We start from the raw sequence: 17,580 nt of genomic DNA on the forward strand, positions 1-17,580 counted from the left end.
CCGTGAAAGTCACATGATCCACCAACCACGGCGGAACCAATCCTAACGCGAGAGAAAACAGCTCTTCAGGGACCATCAGCTAACTCCTATTCAGGGCACGACCGCTCCACAGCATTCTACCCCCTACCCACTCAATCTGACGAAGAGCCTACGACTTTTATGGGCGAGAATCTGTTGAATGTGCCATAACAGTTCATTTTCGCTGTAACGTGAAAAATAGGCCCCTGATAAATGCTGCCAGAATATTCTGGCGCGGGTTTGTTCTTCCTGCGTCAGGCATTGCAACGCGTTTTCCTGACGATCCCGGACAATGTGCGGCAGGTCTTGACGGCTGCGATCTTCCTGCTGCAATTCGGTAGCCGTAGCGCGATACAAGGTGCTGAGCAACAAGCCTTTCCAGTCGTTCCAGAGGTCCGGGTTGGTGGCACGCATGTCTGCTACGGTCAGTAACAGCAAGTAGGCCAGATGCCGTTCATCGCCGACCATTCTGGCAAAATCCTGGATGACCTGAGGATCTTCCAGGTCACGGCGTTGGGAGACCGTACTCATCTGCAGGTGCTGCTCCACCAGCCAGATCATCAGTTCCGTGTCTCTGGCGGACAGCTGCAGGCGTCGGGCAAAACGCCGTACTTCCTGTGCACCAATTTGGGAATGATCGCCGCCCCGGCCCTTGCCGATATCATGAAATAACCCGGCCAGAACCAGCAGTTCCGGCTTATCCACTTGTGCCCAGGCCTGTTTGAGTACGGACATCCGGGTTTCTTCCTGCTTATGAAGCAGTCCAATATTCCGCAGCAGAAACAGAGTGTGCTGATCGACGGTATAGACGTGAAACAGATCATGCTGAATACGGCCGGTAATGCGTTCAAAAGCGGGAATCAGCCGCCCGAGGATGCCACATTGGTGCATGATTTTCAGGCTGTCATAAGCGCCATCTGCTTGCGCCAGCAGCGCCAGGAATTCATTTCTGGCGATGGGATCCTGTTCAAGATTGCGGGGCTGGATTTTACTGCGCAACTTATAAAGCGCGCGTTGGGTCAATGCGTCCAGAGAAATGCTCTGCGGGTTTTCGGCCAGCTCGCGAAACAGGCGTAATATTTTCTGCAATAATTGCGGATCGTCTGCCTGGGGAAGGGGCACTGTATTCCGCACAGGTTGTGCTGAATCTTCGCCCAGGCTGCCCTGATCAGCCAGGTATAGGGCAATATTTTCCTGAGCAATGGCAGCAATGCGCATAATGTCGGCAAAAGCGCGATAAAGCTTTTGCATGAGCTGTTCAACTGGACTGCGGCCGGGACGCTCCTGGTAACCCAGTACCTCGGCGAGTTGGCGTTGCTGCTCCAGACGCAAGCGGTCTTCATGGCGGCCGCTGGCATAGTGCAGGGTGATGCGCAGGCGCGTCAGAAAAGACTGAGCCCGGAGAAGTTGCCGATATTCTTCCGGGGTGACCAGGTTTTTCTGGCGCAGGCACAGCAGGCTGCTGTCTCCGAAAATGCTACCAGTCAGCCATTGCAGCTGATGAATATCGCGAAGCCCGCCGGGACCCTCTTTCAGGTTGGGTTCCAGATGAAAAGCCGTATCGCTACAGCGGGCGTGGCGGTTTTCCTGTTCGGCGAGTTTGGCAGCAAAAAAAACTTCGGGTTTCCAGGGCGGATTGGCGCGGAGGGCTTCTTTCAGTTGCGCCAATAATTCCCGCGATCCGTAAAGATAACGGGCCTCCAGAAACGTGCTGGCAATGCTGAGATCTTCTCGCGCCTTTTCCAGGCATTCCTGAACCGACCGCACACTGGAGCCTACTTCCATTTGCAAATTCCACAGCGCCGTCAGAAAAAAATGAATGAACTGCTCTTCGTCTTCCGAAAGTGCGGGTGGTGTGAGAATCAGCAGGTCAAGGTCCGAGCCGGGAAATAGGGCCCCGCGCCCATAACCTCCTACGGCAATCAGGCTGAGTCTGGTTACGCTCTGTTCATGCTCTGCTGCAGTCTGACGCCAGATTTTGCGCAAGGATTTGTCCAGTAGAGCACAGTGCTGGCGCAAGAGCGAGCGACTACTCTGCCGTGGAGAGAAACGGCTCTGTAAAACAGACCGTTCCTGACGCAGGGTTTCCGGTACGCCTGACAGGTTCTCGCCTGCCATGAATTCGGGCATGTTCAGATGGGATCGCCGGGGAGTTGGGTCAATACCTCGTAGCTGTCGTCGGTGACCAGAATGGTATGCTCCCATTGCGCCGAGGCACTGTGATCCTTGGTGACAATGGTCCAGCCGTCGGGTAACGCCTTGATGTGACGTTTGCCGGCATTGATCATGGGTTCAATGGTAAACGTCATCCCTGCCACCAACTCCACGCCTTCGCCGGGGTTGCCGTAATGCAGCACCTGTGGTTCATCGTGAAATACCCGGCCGATGCCATGCCCGCAGAATTCCCGCACCACCGAGCAGTGCTGGGCTTCAGCATAGATCTGAATTGCATGGCCGACATCGCCCAGGGTGGCGCCCGGTCGGACTTGCTCAATGCCGCGCACCATGGCCTCGTGGGCAACTTCCATCACCCTTCTGGAACGCAAGGGGACTTCGCCAACCGTAAACATTTTACTGCTATCGCCGTGGTAGCCATCCTTGATGACCGTCACATCAATGTTCAGCATATCTCCATCTTTTAAAACCCGGTCGCCGGGAATACCGTGGCAGATGACGTGGTTGAGGGAAATACAGACCGATTTGGGGAAGGGTGGATATTCCGGACTGGGCTGATAATTCAGCGGGGCAGGAATTCCCTGTAAATCGTTGACAATATAATCGTGACAAATCCGGTCCAATTCTCCGGTAGTGATTCCGGCTTTGACATGAGGCCGAATCATGTTGAGCACCATGGCGGTCAAATGCCCGGCAGTACGCATTTTTACGACTTCTTCAGGGGTTTTGATGTTGCCCTGAGGGGGATTTTTTCGACGTTGTAACATGAGATTCTCCTGGGGCGACTCAAAGCGGCTAAAAAAGTAGCTGCTCTGCCGCATCAATGACTATTTTATCAGGACTGACCCGGGTTCGGTAGGCCAGTACTTCCACACCCGCCCTGCGCGCTTCCCGGAGCGCCTGTCCATAAGCCGGGTCCACTTGGTCGGCCGGGGCAAAACCCTGACCATCTTCGCGGCCAATCAAAAAAAACATGACGGCGCGCCCACCGTTGGCTACGACCTCGCGGAGTGCATGCAGGTGGCGCAGGGCGCGGGTGCTGACCGCATCGGGAAAACGGATGACGCCATCAGGATCGAGCAGGGTGCAGGATTTGACTTCGACATAGCAGGGTGGACGCTGGGGATTCTGCAAGAGGATATCTACCCGTTCATGGCTGCCATAGGGCACTTCGCGCCGCAGTTCGTCATAATTCTGCAGGGCGGGAATCTGCCCGGTGACAATGGCTTCGGCCACAATGTGATTGGGGCGCTGGGTATTGATGCATACCCAGCTGCTGCCACTCCAGTAAAGCTCCCAGGTCCAGGCCAGTTTGCGTTTGATGTTGTCACTGTGGGAAATGAGAATGGCTTGCCCGGGTTCTGCGCAACTGCGCATGCTTCCCGAGTTGGGGCAATGTATGGTGATTTGCTCGCCGGTTTCGAGTTCGCAGTCCGCCAGGAAACGTTTGTAGCGACGAATCAGGGTGGCGGGGACCAGTTCCGGTAAATTCATCGTTGTGCCGACAGCCGTCCTGACGGCGCAGGCCAAAGTCGCAGAAAAGCCTCCAGAACAACTATCGGGTCAATATTCATAGGGGCAGCGTAACGCTTGTAGCCGGTGGATGCCAGAATGGTGTCTTGCCCCGTGCCTCCGCCAGCGCCCAGTTGCGCCACTGTTCAGCGGATGCGCCGTGGAGTTCGGCGGGGGTGTCCCAACCCAGCAGGCCCAGGGTTGTTTCCCAGCCTTGTCCGGGGCTTCCTGTCCAGGCCGGGCTCTGACTGCTTTTGGAAAGCTTGCTGCCATCGGCATTGCAGAGGAGTGGCAGGTGCCCATATTCTGTCCGGGGCAGGTGCAGGAGGCTTTGCAAATAGCGCTGGACTCCAGTAAACGTGCGTAAGTCGCCTCCACGGATGACCTCGCTCACGCCCTGTGCGCCGTCATCGACCACGCAAGCCAGTAGATAAGCAAAATAATTATCGGCGCGGAGCAGAACTGGATCTCCCTGTTCGGGAGGCGTGTTCTGAAGGCCGTGAAAACGATCTTTCCAGACGGGAAACTGTTCGGGAACGCGCAGTCGCCAGGAGCGTGCTGTTCGACCTGCTGCCAGTCCATGGCGGCAGGTGCCGGGATAATTGCCGCCGTGCTGGCGGATTTCCTGTCGCGTACAGGCGCAGGGGTAGGCATCACCTTCCTTTATCAAATGGTCCAAGGCTTGTTGATAATAATCATGACGTTGAGACTGCCAGCAGATTGGGCCATCCCAATCAAGGCCGAGTGCTTCCAGCTGACGCAAAATCGTGTCCGCAGCTCCGGGCCGCACCCGGTCCCCGTCCACATCTTCCATACGCAGCAGCCAAAGCCCACTCTGACTGCGCGCGCTGAGATAGCTGCCAATGGCTGCAATCAGCGAACCGGCATGCAGGGGACCACTGGGGGAGGGCGCAAAGCGCCCCACGACCGGCTTTTTCCGGGCCTGTGCTTGGGGCATTGTTGGTGGCGAAAGACTGGACATGGCTTGATGAATGCGCGCTGATTCCAAAAGGTGTAAAGCATTTCCGTTGACTATGGTTTATTTCGGTTTGCTGTACAATTCAAGCAAATCTAACACAGGAATGAATGGTCAGGTATGCCGGTAATTTTCCGCGTAGAAGGATATGCCTTCTTTTTCTATTCCAATGAGGGAAACCCAAGGGAGCCTCTACACATTCATGTACGTAAAGGTGCAGCGGTTGCCAAATTCTGGCTTGATCCCGAGCTGTGTCTTGCGGAGAGTTATGGTTTGAATAGTCAGGAGCAGGGCTGGCTTGCCACAATTGTAGCCAGTCACCGGCAGGAAATTGAGGAGGCATGGCATGAATTCTTTAGCTAAATCTGTATATTTCAAGAGTGAAATGCTCTGGGTAGATTTGTTGGATGGGCGTACTTTGGGTGTGCCGTTGGCCTATTTCCCACGTTTGTTAAGGGCCAGCCCTGAACAGCGGATGATCTACGAAATTAGTGGTGGTGGTAGCGGGTTGCACTGGCCGGAACTGGATGAAGATATTTTAGTGGAGGGATTACTTGCGGGCATTGGTGATCAGTCCCGGCATCACGAAAGCGCTGCTTAAGCGCGGACCAGTTTAAAAACGGAGCATTCATGGCGGTTGGAGAATTTGCACTCATTGAGCAGTTGCAAGGCAGGCTGGGTGGCGGCGGGAAGGGGGTGCTCCTGGGAATGGGAGATGATGCAGCTTGGCTGGATCCGGCGGGACAGTCGCTGGTGACCAGCATGGATACACTGGTTGCTGGCCGCCATTTTTTCGCCGATGTGGATCCTGCCGATCTGGGCTGGAAAGCCCTGGCCGTGAATCTCAGCGATCTGGCCGCCATGGGGGCGCAGCCGCGTTGGTGCCTGCTCAGTCTGGCTTTGCCGATGCGTGCGGAAGGCTATTCGCCCTGGTTGGAAGCATTTGCCGAGGGTTGGCATACTCTGGCTGAGAGCACTGGCGTGGCGCTGGTCGGTGGAGACACGGTCGCAACAGATGGTCCGCTGACTTTGACTGTTACCGTATTGGGCGTAGCGGAGCAGGGTATCATGCGGCGCGATGCCGCCCGTCCCGGTGATCTGATCTGGGTGACCGGGACACTGGGAGATGCGGCAGCCGCCCTGGATCTGGCTTTTGTGGCACGTGGCCTGCCGGGCTATGATTTTGCCGGTCCGGCGACGCAGGCCCAAGCACTGGAAGCCCGGCGCTTGCGTCCGCTCCCGCGCCTGGACTTCGGCCGGGCGGCACAGGCTGCCGGAGTGGCCTGCGCTCTGGACTGTTCTGATGGTTTTCTGGCTGATCTCGATCATATCCTCAAGGCCTCCGGGCTGCGGGCCCGGGTTGATCTTGAGCATCTGCCCCTCAGTCCGGCTTTGCGTGATTGCATTGATCAGGACTTGGCACGCTGGCAACGCTGGCCTCTGACCGGCGGAGATGATTATGAACTGATTTTTTGTGCGCCACCGTCGCTGACCCCGGCATTGCTGAATATCGCGCATAGCTGTGCTCTGCCAATAACGGCAGTGGGGCAGATTTTGCCAGCAGACTCGCAACCCACTGAGTCTGTAGATATTTACTGGCAGGAGCGGCCTTTGGCACTGCCGGGCATACGGGGTCACCAACATGTTTTCTAGGCCCTGGTATCACTGGCTGGCTTTTGGTGGAGGCAGTGGCCTATCGCCCATTCTTCCGGGAACCATGGGTACCATTGCGGCTGTTCCGCTTTACTTGCTGCTGGTTTTACTGCTGCACAATCTGTGGATATATGCTGCTGTCCTTTTGCTCATGATCGCTGTGGGTCCCCGGCTTTGTGGTCAGACTGCCGAAGACCTGCGTCACGGTGCAGCCGGCAAGCGTGCCCTTGACCCACCCGCCATTGTCTGGGATGAATGGGTGGGTCTGTTGATGACCCTGTACTGGATACCGTTCAGTTGGGCAGCCTTGGGCATCGGTTTTTTGCTGTTCCGTTTTTTCGATATGCTCAAACCCTGGCCTATTTCCTGGTTGGATCGACATATTCATGGTGGAACGGGCATTATGTTGGATGACATGGCGGCAGCGATTCCAGCTTGGCTGATTTTACAGGGGCTGCAAGCGATGGGTTGGTTATGAACAGCGGCGAATTACTGCATATTTTTTTGCCCATGCGGCCAGCGGTGTTGCCCGATGCTCAGCGCCTGGAAGCCTGGGCCTTAAGGAGTGGAGTGCGTGCGCGCATCGAGCTGACCGCTGTCCTGCCCGATATAGAGGGTGCGGCACTGGGCATCGGCGCTTTTGCCAACGCCGCTGCCTGGAAAGTCATTCCGCAGCGTGCCTTGGTCCCGGCTGGCGACTGGCAGGGTCTGCGCGATTGGGCGGAGCATTATTTACCACCTTGTCCACAAAGTTTCAGTCACTTTAGCGATCAGAGTCAGGGCACAGAAATTTTACCCGGTGAATTCTGGCTTCAGGAAAAAACATCGAACGCTTTTGATTTGTCCATGGCGCCACCAGAATGGGCACTGTTGCAACATTGCTCCAAAGCAGGTGGGCCGCGTTTGGCCCTGGCCGAATCCTGCACCGGTGGCGGCCTCGCAGCCCGGATTACCGCTTTATCGGGATCATCGGCGCTTTTGCAGCACGGTATAGTGACATATAGCAATACTGCCAAGCGCCACTTTCTTGGGGTACAGGCAAAAACCCTGATGCGCTATGGGGCGGTATCCGAAGAGACGGCTCTGGAAATGCTCAATGGTCTCCTGCGCGAAGCCGATCTGGGCGTGGCGATTACGGGTATCGCCGGTCCGGGCGGGGCGGTGCCGGGCAAGCCGGTTGGCACGGTCTGTATTGCCTGGGGACAGCGCAATGGTCAACAACAGGTTCGTACCTGCCATTTTCGCGGTGATCGCTGGAACGTACAGTATGCATCCGGATCGGTGGCATTGGGTGGTCTGCTGGGTTTGCTGTGTGGATGAAAGTTTTATCCCGGGCGTCTTTGCCCATTCCGGTTGCTCAGGTAGAATGCGCGGAAATATAGATTGGACAACCGGGTCGGTCGATGCCTGGATGCCCGGAGCAGGCCGCTGCAAAAACGGGTTATGCCCGAGTGGAATACTCTTCTCAATTCAGAAAAGGACAACATGATGGATGATCAACGCAGCAAGGCCCTCTCGGCCGCTTTGTCCCAGATTGACAAGCAGTTTGGAAAAGGTGCAGTGATGCGCCTGGGTGACCACAACGCCATCAAGGATATTGCGGTTTACTCTACCGGCTCCTTGGGTCTGGATTTGGCTTTGGGGGTTGGCGGTCTGCCAAGAGGTCGGGTGGTCGAAATTTATGGACCCGAATCTTCCGGTAAAACCACACTGACCCTGCATGCCATTGCCAGTTGTCAGCAAGCCGGAGGCACTGCCGCTTTTATTGATGCCGAACATGCTCTGGATCCCGGCTATGCCCACAAGCTTGGGGTTGATCTCGAAAATCTGCTGGTTTCCCAGCCGGATACCGGCGAACAGGCCCTGGAAATCGCCGACATGCTGGTGCGTTCCGGCGCCGTGGACCTGATTGTGGTGGACTCGGTAGCTGCCCTGACGCCCAAGGCGGAAATTGAAGGCGATATGGGCGACTCGCACGTTGGCCTCCAGGCGCGTTTGATGAGTCAGGCCCTGCGCAAGCTCACCGCCAATATTTCCCGAACCAATACTCTGGTGATTTTCATCAATCAGATCCGCATGAAAATCGGGGTCATGTATGGCAGTCCGGAAACCACGACCGGTGGGAATGCCCTGAAGTTCTATGCTTCCGTACGCCTCGATATTCGCCGGATTGGTGCCATCAAAAAAGGTGACGAGGTCATGGGCAATGATACCCGGGTCAAAGTCGTCAAAAACAAGGTGGCTCCGCCTTTTCGCGAAGCCGAGTTTGCCATTTATTACGGCGAGGGTATTTCCCGCCTTTCGGAGTTGGTGGACCTGGGTGTCAAGTTTGAAATTGTTGAAAAAAGTGGAGCCTGGTACTCCTATCAGAGTGAACGTATTGGTCAGGGTAAGGATAATGCCCGTCAGTATCTCAAGGAGCACAAGGAACTGGCGACCAGAATCGAGCAACAGGTTCGTGCTGCTGCGGCCGGTAATCCGCTGGCATTTACGGATGATGTTGTGGAGCCTGCGGCAGCCGAATAATTGTCCAGCCATTCTCCTGCCGATCCCATGACCATTGCCCTGCGCCTGCTGGCGCGCAGGGAGTACAGTCGCAAGGAGTTGCAGGACAAACTGCTGCACGCGGGTTTTGATAACTTGCAGTTACAGATGGTCCTCGACAGCCTGAAAGCATCCGGTTATCAGGATGACCAGCGTTACTTGGAAATGTTGACCCGAACCCGGCTGCGCCAGGGGCATGGCCCCTTACGCCTGCGTCAGGATTTACAGCGGGCAGGGGTTGATGTTAAAGAGCAAGATGGCATGGCAATGCAAAGTGTCAATTGGCAGCTACAGGCGCAGGCCGCTTACCGAAAACGTTTTGGTAACACAGCCCCCGAAAATGCCCGGGAATATGCGCGGCGTGCACGTTTTTTGGCGGGACGGGGATTTTTGCCCGAACAGATACGACGCGTACTGGCGGATCCGGGCAACAATGCGGATGATTTTAACGACTAGATTTTTTTATGGATGACGGAAGACCTATGCAAGCGCAAGCCATTCGCCAAGCTTTTCTGGATTATTTTGTGGAACAGGGTCATCAGATTGTGCCCTCCAGTTCGCTGATTCCCCGCAATGATCCGACCTTACTATTTACCAATGCCGGTATGGTTCCTTTCAAGGACGTGTTCCTGGGTCTGGAGCAACGTCCCTACCAGCGCGCTGTTTCTTCCCAGCGCTGCATGCGGGCGGGCGGAAAACATAATGACCTGGAAAACGTGGGTTATACGGCCCGCCATCACACCTTTTTCGAAATGCTCGGCAATTTTTCCTTCGGGGATTATTTCAAGCGCGAAGTCATTGGCTTCGCTTGGCGATTTCTGATAGAAAAACTGGGGCTTCCGGCGGCTAAGCTCTGGATTACGGTTTATGAAGAAGACGACGAAGCCGCTCAGATCTGGATCAATGAAATGGGTATTGATCCAGCGCGCATTTCCCGTTGTGGCGCGAAAGACAATTTCTGGAGTATGGGAGATACCGGTCCTTGCGGTCCTTGCTCGGAAATTTTTTATGACCACGGCCCGGATGTTCCGGGAGGCCCTCCCGGTAGCCCTGAAGAAGACGGGGATCGTTATATTGAAATCTGGAATCTGGTTTTCATGCAGTACGACCGCGACAGCAGTGGGAAACTGACCCCGCTCCCCAAACCTTCCGTGGATACCGGCATGGGTCTGGAACGTCTCGCGGCCGTTCTGCAGGGTGTCCACAATAATTACGACACGGATTTATTCAAGCCCTTGATTGCGGCAGCGGCCGAAATTTCCGACAAAGCCTATGGTCAGGATGCCGCAACAGATACCAGTCTGCGGGTACTTGCCGACCATATTCGTGCCTGCAGTTTTCTGATTACGGACGGCGTACTGCCGGCCAATGAAGGGCGCGGCTATGTGTTGCGCCGCATCATTAGGCGCGCGGTCCGGCATGGCCGCAAGCTGGGCATGGAAAGCGTGTTTTTTCATAAACTGGTTGCACCACTGGTACGCGAAATGGGGACGGCCTTTCCTGAACTGGCTCAGGCACAGCTTGATGTAGAACGCGCTCTGGAGCGTGAGGAGACCCGTTTCCGGGAAACTTTGGAACGTGGCCTGAGTCTGCTGGAAGACGCCATTTCCGGATTGCCCGCTGATGCGGCCATTCCTGGTGAGATTATCTTCCGATTGGCCGATACCTATGGTTTCCCGGTGGATTTAACCGCCGACATCGCCCGCGAAAGAAACCTGCGTATGGACATGGAAGGCTATGAAGTAGCCATGAGTGAGCAGCGTAATCGTTCCCGCGCCGCCTGGAGCGGCAGTGGCGAAGTCAAAACCGAGCGGATTTATCACGACCTCACCATGCGACTTGCCGCTACCCAATTTACGGGTTATTCCCAATGTGTGGGTGAGGGAAAAGTGCTGGCGCTGTTGCGTGATGGCGAAGAAGTAGCTTTTCTTGACGCCGGGGACAAGGGCATCGTGATTCTCGATCAGACCCCTTTTTATGGAGAATCGGGCGGGCAGTCGGGTGATCGCGGCGAATTACAGTCCGAAAATGCCGTATTTCTGGTGAATGATACCCAAAAGCCCATGGGCAGTTTGCATGTGCATGTGGGTGTGCTGCAGTCGGGTCGCCTCCAGACCGGAGACACCTTGCTGGCCAGCGTGGATGAGCTGGCCCGGCGGGCGACCGCTGCCCATCATTCTGCCACCCATCTGCTGCATGCCGCTTTGCGCAACATTCTCGGTTCTCATGTCCAGCAGAAAGGTTCGCTGGTCAATCCGGAGCGGCTGCGCTTTGATTTCAGCCATCCTGAACCCCTGACTTCGGCGCAGTTGCAGGAGATAGAGCGCAGCGTTAATGCGGTGATTCGTGAAAATTACGCTGCTGATACGCAAGTTCTGCCCATTGCCGAAGCCCAGGCTCTGGGCGCCATGGCGCTGTTCGGTGAAAAGTACGGTGATGAAGTCCGCGTCGTGCGCATGGGCGACTTTTCACTGGAGCTTTGTGGTGGCACGCATGTGCAGGCGCTCGGGGATATGGGGGTTTTCAAGATTCTCAGCGAAAGTGGCGTAGCGGCGGGTATTCGTCGTATTGAAGCCGTAGCCGGAGCGGCGGCTCTGGAGCTTATCCAGCGCGATGAACAACGTCTGCAGGCCGCAGCCAGCTTGCTCAAAGTGGCACCAGCAGATCTGGATCAGCGTCTGGCTCAGACCCTTGAGCGTCTGCGTCAACTCGAAAAAGAACTGGAAAAAATCAAGCGGGATGAAGCAGCACGGGCTGGCGCAGATCTCGCTGCCCGAAGTGAAGAGGTGGCTGGTGTGCCGGTTCTCATCAGCCGTCTGGAGGGTATGGATGGTAAGGCCTTGCGTGATGCGCTGGATCGTCTGCGCAGTCAGCTTCCCGAAGCCGTGATTGTCCTGGCTGGAGTTGAAGGGGAAAAAGTAGCCTTGATTGCTGCTGTTGCGAAAACCCTGGCTGGCCGGATTCACGCGGGTGATCTGGTGAATGTGGTAGCTTTGCCGCTGGGTGGTAAAGGTGGCGGCCGACCCGACATGGCCCAGGCTGGTGCCGGTAATCCGGCGGCACTGGATGATGCGCTCCAGGCCGCCCGCGATTGGGTCAGAAACAAGCTGGCCTAGTGGTTGCCCTGCCAGGGCTGGCCGTTGCCCTGATTCTGATGTCCACGGTCCGGTTTTGAACCTGGCTGCCCGCGACCCCGCCCCGGACCATTATCGGGACGACCATGTCCGGGGGCTGGACGCTGAATGGGTTGCGGGCGCTGTTGCATCTGCGGACGATGGGGATGCTGAAACTGTGGACCACCGGGACGCCCTGGTTGCGGCCGCTGCTGCGGCCCTGGCATGGGCCTTTCTGCCGGACGGAAATGCCGCCAATGTGGGTCTCGGGAATAGCGGCCAGCATCTCTTTGGACGCGCTGCCAATCGCGATGATTCCAGCGCCGCAATGCGGGCGGCGGAGCCGCTATGGGGCGCCACGGACCACGATAGCCCGGACCCGACCACCAGCGGTTGCCGTAATAATAATAGTAGTTGGAACCCTGATAAAAAATGGGTTGCGAAGCGCCATAGGCCGCATAAACACCCAGGTTGCTCAGCCAGACCATCAAGGGCGGTGCCGTAAGAATGGCTGGGGGGTATCCAGGTGCCGCATACACTGGCTGGGTTCCTACATTGAGTTGTATATCTACGGGGCCAGCAAAGGCCGCACTACTCAATCCCAGTCCCGCCAGCACGGCGCTGGTCAAAAGACTTTTTATCCACAATTTTTTCATGATTATCATCCTCTCCGAAAAATCTTCAAAATGCGACTACATGGTACAGGACAAGATTTTTGCGCTATGCTTTTGCCTGTGAAATACAGATTAAGGTGTGTTGTCCCATGAATCGAGATGTAAAATGTAAATTTTTGTTTATCAGGTTACGGTGATAACCGGTGCCTGAAGTCGCCGAACTGGAAAAACTCCTGCAGAAAGTAGCGCTTGCTGATCAGCAAGCCTTTCGTGATTTTTACGATGCTACGGCTGCGCATCTGTTTCCCGTTGCTTTGCGTATTTTAAGAGAGCAGGGCCGTGCGGCCGATTGTTTACAGGATGCGTTTGTGAAAATCTGGTTAAAAGCGGGAGAATATCAAGCAGGTCGGGGCGCTCCCATGGCTTGGGCAGCGGCAATTGTCCGCTATCAGGCTATTGATGAATTAAGACGGCTTCCGAAAGACCAGCCAGGTTGGGAAGACGAAAACTGGGAGCAGTGGGGGGAACGGGAATTTCCTGCTGACCCCCGGATGGCTTCGGAAAAGCAACTTTTATTGGATTGCCTTGAACAACTTCCCAGCGATCAAAGGCAGGCTATTTCCCAGGCTTTTTATCGCGCAGCCAGTTACGACGAAGTGGCGCGCTTTGCTGGTGAAGCTTTGGGTACGGTCAAAAGCTGGATTCGTCGGGGACTTTTAAGTTTGAGAGACTGTTTGCATCATGAATCTGAATAAGTGGCCAAAGCTTGCGGACCTGCTCGCGGGTTCCTACGTACTGGGAACCTTGCGCGGGCGGGCAAGGCTGCGTTTTGCCCACATGCTGCGCTCTCGTCCCTGGTTGGCTGCTCGGGTGGCAGAGTGGGAGGACACCCTGATGCCTTACAGTCTGCAGGAGCCACCCATCGCGCCCCCGCATTCGGTCTGGCAAGGGGTTGTAGCAGAATTGCCAGCGCGTGCCGTTAACGCAGATATAGCCAGCCATGTTTCCTGGTGGCAGAAACTTGGGCTGTGGCGCACCATGTCGGCTGGCCTGGCGCTGGCACTGGTTCTTCTGCTGCTCTGGCCAGCACCGCCGCGAATGCCTTATATGGCGGTGTTGAACAATACATCAGGTCAGGCGGTGTGGATGCTGCGGGCCAATGATCATCACATGGCCTTGGTGACCATGCGCAGCATGTCTTTGCCTGCCGATAAATCCTTGCAGCTCTGGGCCATTGTTCCGGGTAAAAAGCCCATATCCATGGGGTTATTGCCGACCCATCCAGGACGCACACCGATATTGATTACTCCAGACCATCTGGATATGCGCTCGGTTGCCCTGATTGCGGTGACCATGGAGCCAGAAGGCGGTTCGCCAACGGGCCAGCCGACCACGGCCATATTATACAAGGCAGATATTTTATCGACGCATTTAAGTAGTTGAGTCTGCAATAATCATCTTGTTGCATCCAAGCATGGAGCGAATGCGTATTTAGTTGAGGATGGCAATATTGCTGTCACGTACTCAGGAGAACGTCATGAAAGAAATGGAAAATCAAGGTTTGGATCGTCGGGATTTTTTCAAAAAAAGTGTATTGTTCGGGTTGGGACTGGCTGCGGTCGGTAGTTTAACCATGCCCGCTCTGGCAGAAGCGGCAGCCATGCCCAAAGGCCCGAAGCATGATTTATATTTGCTGAACTTTGCCCTGAATGCGGAACATCAGGCCATTGCTGCTTATCAGGTCGGGGCCGAAAGCAAGCTGCTGGACCCGGCATTGCTTAAAGTAGCTCTGTCATTTCAGGCAGATCATGAAGCCCATGCGGCTATTCTTGCCGAAACCATCAAAAAGCTGGGTGGGACTCCGGTTACTCCGAAAGTCTCTCTGAAAGCGCCGATGACCGAATTGGCCAGTAAGTGGGGATTTCCTCTGGATAAGCTGAAAAATCAGAATGATGTTCTGCATTTTGCGGCCGGTCTGGAGGTTGGTGCTGCCAAGGCCTATCTGGGAACGGTGCCTGAGTTCAGTAATCCGGAACTGGCCCATGCAGCAGCCAATATTGAAGGAGATGAAGCCATGCATTTTGCGGTATTGCGTAGTGCCCTGGGAGAATTCCCGGTGCCAGCAGCTTTCATCTCCGCCATGCCCAGTTAACGTTTCATAACTTTATCGCAGCAGCCTGCATCCCTTGCCTAGTGATGCAGGTTTTTTTACGCGCCTTGAAATTAAGCTGAAAGTTGGCTAAAAGTATTGAACCATTCTAACGGTTCACAATCATCCTATGCCGCATCACGGAAAAATAGTTGATGTATCGAAAAATTACAGCAGAAGATTATTAGGATTCTCTGTTTGGGTTTTTTTCTTGCTGATGGCTCTTTCCTGGGTGTTGGTTGGTTTTTATACTTGGGAGAAAGTCAGGGCTCAGGAAATTGCTAACCTACGAATATTGTCAGTTGCTCTTGCCCATAGTACATCGCAAAGTGTTTTTAATGTTCAGTCCTCCCTGGATTTGCTTGCGGACAGTCTTCGCAATATGTCGGCTGGTCGAGATTTGAATTTGTCTCACCGGTTAAAAAATTATCTGCAGGCACAGCCTGCAATCCAGAATATTACCGTGATGGATGACAAGGGACGGGTTCTTTCGGAAGTGTTCCGCAAAGATTATCCCGGTACGAACTCGTTGGCCATGCAAAATGTCCATTATTTTTTTCTAAAAAGCGATTTTTATATCGGGTCTTTGTTTCCGGATATCCAGAAAAGGCTCTGGTATATTCCATTCAAACGTCTCGTACAATTAAAAAATCATCAGGTGGTAACTGTAGTTGTATTGTTGCCCTTGGTTGATGGAGCCTTCAAGTGCTGGATGGGCTACCCTTTGCAGGCACATACCGGGCTGTTTTTACTCAGGCGAGATGGTTATCTGGAGGCGCGTAATCCGCCACCGGACAAGACTTCTTTTACTATACGCCAAACCGGAATTGCTGCTCGCTACGTAGCTGCTCATACGCATTCGGCGGGTGGCGTTTATATGGGTTATTCAACAGCAGTAGGCCAATGGCGCCTCGGGGCGGTTGAAGACGTACCTGATTATCCGTTAATAGCCGGAGCCAGTATCTTGCGCAGCACATTATGGGGTATGTGGGCGCGCAGTATGATTGGTCCTTCATTGGTAATTGCCTTCTTGGCTTTATTGGGATTGCTGGTTTATCGTTACCTAAGGTATTACACGGAACTCCAGGAAAAGCTTCGCAGTGATGCTGAAATGGCCATCTGGGAGGCCAAGGAGCGTGCTGAGGTTACTTTATCTTCTATTGGTGATGCAGTGATTACCACGGATACTCAGGCCCGTGTGACGGGTGCCAATTCAGTGGCTGAAAATTTACTGGGGAAGAAGATTTCCGATATTCGCGGCGAACCGCTAGATAATGTATTTAAAATCATCAATGAAACGACCCGAGAAACCGTTGCCAACCCCGTTCATCGGGTGCTTGATGAAGGGCGAATCATGGGACTTGCCAATCATACCACGCTGATCAGCGCAGATGGTCATGAATATGCCATTGAAGATTCGGCAGCCCCTATTCGTTCTCGTACCGGGCAAATACTGGGTGTGGTTCTGGTTTTTCATGACGTTTCTCAACGGCGGCAGTTAGCCGATCAGCTTGCCCATCAGGCCGGGCATGATGCTCTCACACAATTGCCGAATAGACGCCTGTTTCAGCAACATCTGGAAGCTGCCTGTCAAGTGGGTCAGGGAGTAAATTCCTTTTTTGTGGCTATTTTGGATCTGGATGGGTTTAAACAAATCAATGATCTGTTTGGTCATGATAGTGGTGATGTGCTGCTTTGCGCTCTGGCGAAACGTATGGAGCTCATTTTTGGCAAGCAAAATATTATCGCGCGTTTGGGTGGCGATGAATTTGGTCTGATCCTGTATAAGCCTCAGAAAATCAAAGAAATTGATGTTTTGCTCACGCAAGCCTTGGGGAAAATTAGTGAGCCGGTTGAAGTGCTGGGCAGTCTTGTGACGGTTTCGGCAACTATTGGTATCTCTTCTTTCCCTTCGGATGCTGATGATCCAGGACAGTTATTACGCTTGGCAGACCTAGCGATGTACGCCGCCAAGACCGCAGGACGAAATGGTTATGTGTTTTACAATGAAGCATTAGAAGCGAAACAGCAGCTTATCGCCGAAGGAATACATATGGCTGAGCAGGCGCTAGCGGAAAATCGTTTTGTTCTTTGGTATCAACCGCTGGTTGCCTTACATGGGCATGTACTTGGTGTGGAGGCCCTGTTACGTTTGGACACGGGTAGAGGAGAAGGTCTGCTCAATCCCAGTCATTTTTCCAGCGCATTGGATCATCCCTTGCTGGCGCGAAAAATCGGGCGTTTTGTGCTGGATGCGGCAGTGCATCAAGGAATGCTTTGGCGTAAGCAAGGCTTTTTCCTGCGGGTCGGTATCAATATTAGTGCCCGGCATCTTCTGGACTCGGATTTTATGCAGGATATTCATGCTATTTTAGCCCGGTATCCCGATTTTCCTCGGGACTTGATTGAACTGGAAGTAACAGAAAGTGCGCCGATGCTTGATTTTCCCTCAGCCATTACTACTTTGCAGGCGATTAATGCGTTGGGAATTCACATTGCCCTGGATGATTTTGGCACCGGGAATGCGTCACTAACCTATCTTCAGCGATTGCCAGCACAAACCATTAAAATCGATCAGAGTTTTGTGCGCGATATCCTTGTTGATAACAAAGATTTGGCCATTGTTGCCGGAGTTGCTTCCACTGCGCAGGCATTGGGCCTGGAAATTGTGGCCGAAGGTGTAGAAAGCCTGGGACATGCGCGCAAGCTCGCAGATCTGGGCGTAAATGTATTACAGGGTTTTGCCGTAGCACAGCCTATGCCGGCTGAGGATATTCTGAATTGGGTAGCGCATTATAAACCCATTCTTCGTGAGGATTGATTATC

Annotated in this window: 17 protein-coding genes; 12 read left to right on the forward strand and 5 right to left on the reverse strand. The window is 54.3% G+C overall.

Annotated features, from left to right (window positions below; all coding sequences use genetic code 11):
- Nucleotides 1-123: 123 nt before the first annotated feature.
- The 4 genes from glnD to gluQRS all read right to left on the reverse strand — a co-directional run bounded on the left by glnD (nt 124) and on the right by gluQRS (nt 4,714).
- Nucleotides 124-2,148 carry a [protein-PII] uridylyltransferase gene (glnD, locus tag BLW97_RS06150; RefSeq protein ID WP_242947711.1) on the reverse strand — a complete coding sequence of 675 codons (2,025 nt, stop codon included), beginning with the start codon at nt 2,146-2,148 and terminating at the stop codon, nt 124-126.
- Nucleotides 2,149-2,150: 2 nt separating this feature from the next.
- The gene (gene map, locus BLW97_RS06155) at nt 2,151-2,960 is read right to left on the reverse strand and encodes a type I methionyl aminopeptidase (protein WP_010639892.1); all 810 of its coding nucleotides are present in this window, start codon (nt 2,958-2,960) and stop codon (nt 2,151-2,153) included.
- Between the two features lie 28 nt (nt 2,961-2,988).
- The gene (sfsA, locus tag BLW97_RS06160) at nt 2,989-3,687 is read right to left on the reverse strand and encodes a DNA/RNA nuclease SfsA (RefSeq protein ID WP_010639890.1); all 699 of its coding nucleotides are present in this window, start codon (nt 3,685-3,687) and stop codon (nt 2,989-2,991) included.
- Nucleotides 3,688-3,763: 76 nt separating this feature from the next.
- Nucleotides 3,764-4,714: a tRNA glutamyl-Q(34) synthetase GluQRS gene (gluQRS, locus tag BLW97_RS06165; protein WP_242947714.1), complete on the reverse strand. Its 951-nt coding sequence runs from the start codon at nt 4,712-4,714 to the stop codon at nt 3,764-3,766.
- Between the two features lie 87 nt (nt 4,715-4,801).
- Here gluQRS and BLW97_RS06170 point away from each other — a divergent pair, with 87 nt between their 5' ends.
- The 8 genes from BLW97_RS06170 to alaS all read left to right on the forward strand — a co-directional run bounded on the left by BLW97_RS06170 (nt 4,802) and on the right by alaS (nt 11,994).
- Entirely contained in the window at nt 4,802-5,044 is a 243-nt protein-coding gene (locus BLW97_RS06170; RefSeq protein WP_010639886.1) for a DUF4160 domain-containing protein, read from the forward strand.
- Nucleotides 5,028-5,282: a DUF2442 domain-containing protein gene (locus tag BLW97_RS06175; RefSeq protein WP_010639885.1), complete on the forward strand. Its 255-nt coding sequence runs from the start codon at nt 5,028-5,030 to the stop codon at nt 5,280-5,282. The genes BLW97_RS06170 and BLW97_RS06175 overlap by 17 nt, the downstream gene beginning before the upstream one ends.
- 29 nt (nt 5,283-5,311) lie before the next feature.
- The gene (gene thiL, locus BLW97_RS06180; RefSeq protein ID WP_075322664.1) at nt 5,312-6,334 is read left to right on the forward strand and encodes a thiamine-phosphate kinase; all 1,023 of its coding nucleotides are present in this window, start codon (nt 5,312-5,314) and stop codon (nt 6,332-6,334) included.
- Nucleotides 6,324-6,812 (forward strand): phosphatidylglycerophosphatase A family protein, encoded by a 489-nt coding sequence (locus tag BLW97_RS06185; protein WP_075322665.1) that lies wholly within the window; start codon nt 6,324-6,326, stop codon nt 6,810-6,812. The genes thiL and BLW97_RS06185 overlap by 11 nt, the downstream gene beginning before the upstream one ends.
- Nucleotides 6,809-7,654 carry a CinA family protein gene (locus BLW97_RS06190; RefSeq protein ID WP_075322666.1) on the forward strand — a complete coding sequence of 282 codons (846 nt, stop codon included), beginning with the start codon at nt 6,809-6,811 and terminating at the stop codon, nt 7,652-7,654. Before BLW97_RS06185 ends, BLW97_RS06190 begins: the two co-directional genes overlap by 4 nt.
- A gap of 168 nt (nt 7,655-7,822) precedes the next feature.
- Entirely contained in the window at nt 7,823-8,860 is a 1,038-nt protein-coding gene (gene recA, locus BLW97_RS06195; RefSeq protein WP_075323587.1) for a recombinase RecA, read from the forward strand.
- 27 nt (nt 8,861-8,887) lie between these two features.
- On the forward strand, nt 8,888-9,334 hold the full coding sequence (locus BLW97_RS06200; protein ID WP_075323588.1) for a regulatory protein RecX: 447 nt from the start codon (nt 8,888-8,890) through the stop codon (nt 9,332-9,334).
- A 26-nt stretch (nt 9,335-9,360) separates the two neighbouring features.
- Nucleotides 9,361-11,994, forward strand: coding sequence for an alanine--tRNA ligase (gene alaS, locus BLW97_RS06205; protein ID WP_075322667.1), 2,634 nt, complete (start codon nt 9,361-9,363; stop codon nt 11,992-11,994).
- On the opposite strand, the gene BLW97_RS06210 is transcribed toward alaS, so the two are convergent.
- On the reverse strand, nt 11,991-12,647 hold the full coding sequence (locus tag BLW97_RS06210; RefSeq protein WP_031569702.1) for a hypothetical protein: 657 nt from the start codon (nt 12,645-12,647) through the stop codon (nt 11,991-11,993). The genes alaS and BLW97_RS06210 overlap by 4 nt on opposite strands.
- 161 nt (nt 12,648-12,808) lie before the next feature.
- Here BLW97_RS06210 and BLW97_RS06215 point away from each other — a divergent pair, with 161 nt between their 5' ends.
- The 4 genes from BLW97_RS06215 (at nt 12,809) to BLW97_RS06230 (ending at nt 17,575) form a co-directional block, all read left to right on the forward strand.
- Nucleotides 12,809-13,360, forward strand: a complete 552-nt coding sequence (locus BLW97_RS06215) for a sigma-70 family RNA polymerase sigma factor (protein WP_024894450.1) — start codon at nt 12,809-12,811, stop codon at nt 13,358-13,360.
- Complete coding sequence (locus tag BLW97_RS06220; RefSeq protein ID WP_075322668.1) at nt 13,347-14,048, forward strand: anti-sigma factor; 702 nt, start codon at nt 13,347-13,349, stop codon at nt 14,046-14,048. The genes BLW97_RS06215 and BLW97_RS06220 overlap by 14 nt, the downstream gene beginning before the upstream one ends.
- Before the next feature lie 94 nt (nt 14,049-14,142).
- Complete coding sequence (locus BLW97_RS06225; protein ID WP_143214856.1) at nt 14,143-14,757, forward strand: ferritin-like domain-containing protein; 615 nt, start codon at nt 14,143-14,145, stop codon at nt 14,755-14,757.
- A gap of 403 nt (nt 14,758-15,160) precedes the next feature.
- Nucleotides 15,161-17,575 carry a putative bifunctional diguanylate cyclase/phosphodiesterase gene (locus BLW97_RS06230; protein ID WP_242947715.1) on the forward strand — a complete coding sequence of 805 codons (2,415 nt, stop codon included), beginning with the start codon at nt 15,161-15,163 and terminating at the stop codon, nt 17,573-17,575.
- Nucleotides 17,576-17,580 lie beyond the last annotated feature (5 nt).

The organism is Acidithiobacillus albertensis (genome assembly GCF_001931655.1).
Lineage (GTDB): Bacteria > Pseudomonadota > Gammaproteobacteria > Acidithiobacillales > Acidithiobacillaceae > Acidithiobacillus > Acidithiobacillus thiooxidans.

Excerpts from the sequence above, each read along its gene's own strand:
- map (WP_010639892.1), bottom strand. The coding sequence starts at position 2,960 with ATGTTACAACGTCGAAAAAATCCCCCTCAGGGCAACATCAAAACCCCT.
- thiL (WP_075322664.1), top strand. The coding sequence starts at position 5,312 with ATGGCGGTTGGAGAATTTGCACTCATTGAGCAGTTGCAAGGCAGGCTG.
- BLW97_RS06210 (WP_031569702.1), bottom strand. The coding sequence starts at position 12,647 with ATGAAAAAATTGTGGATAAAAAGTCTTTTGACCAGCGCCGTGCTGGCG.
- BLW97_RS06220 (WP_075322668.1), top strand. The coding sequence starts at position 13,347 with ATGAATCTGAATAAGTGGCCAAAGCTTGCGGACCTGCTCGCGGGTTCC.
- BLW97_RS06185 (WP_075322665.1), top strand. The coding sequence starts at position 6,324 with ATGTTTTCTAGGCCCTGGTATCACTGGCTGGCTTTTGGTGGAGGCAGT.
- glnD (WP_242947711.1), bottom strand. The coding sequence starts at position 2,148 with ATGCCCGAATTCATGGCAGGCGAGAACCTGTCAGGCGTACCGGAAACC.
- sfsA (WP_010639890.1), bottom strand. The coding sequence starts at position 3,687 with ATGAATTTACCGGAACTGGTCCCCGCCACCCTGATTCGTCGCTACAAA.
- BLW97_RS06170 (WP_010639886.1), top strand. The coding sequence starts at position 4,802 with ATGCCGGTAATTTTCCGCGTAGAAGGATATGCCTTCTTTTTCTATTCC.
- BLW97_RS06175 (WP_010639885.1), top strand. The coding sequence starts at position 5,028 with ATGAATTCTTTAGCTAAATCTGTATATTTCAAGAGTGAAATGCTCTGG.
- recA (WP_075323587.1), top strand. The coding sequence starts at position 7,823 with ATGGATGATCAACGCAGCAAGGCCCTCTCGGCCGCTTTGTCCCAGATT.
- alaS (WP_075322667.1), top strand. The coding sequence starts at position 9,361 with ATGCAAGCGCAAGCCATTCGCCAAGCTTTTCTGGATTATTTTGTGGAA.
- BLW97_RS06190 (WP_075322666.1), top strand. The coding sequence starts at position 6,809 with ATGAACAGCGGCGAATTACTGCATATTTTTTTGCCCATGCGGCCAGCG.
- BLW97_RS06200 (WP_075323588.1), top strand. The coding sequence starts at position 8,888 with ATGACCATTGCCCTGCGCCTGCTGGCGCGCAGGGAGTACAGTCGCAAG.
- BLW97_RS06225 (WP_143214856.1), top strand. The coding sequence starts at position 14,143 with ATGAAAGAAATGGAAAATCAAGGTTTGGATCGTCGGGATTTTTTCAAA.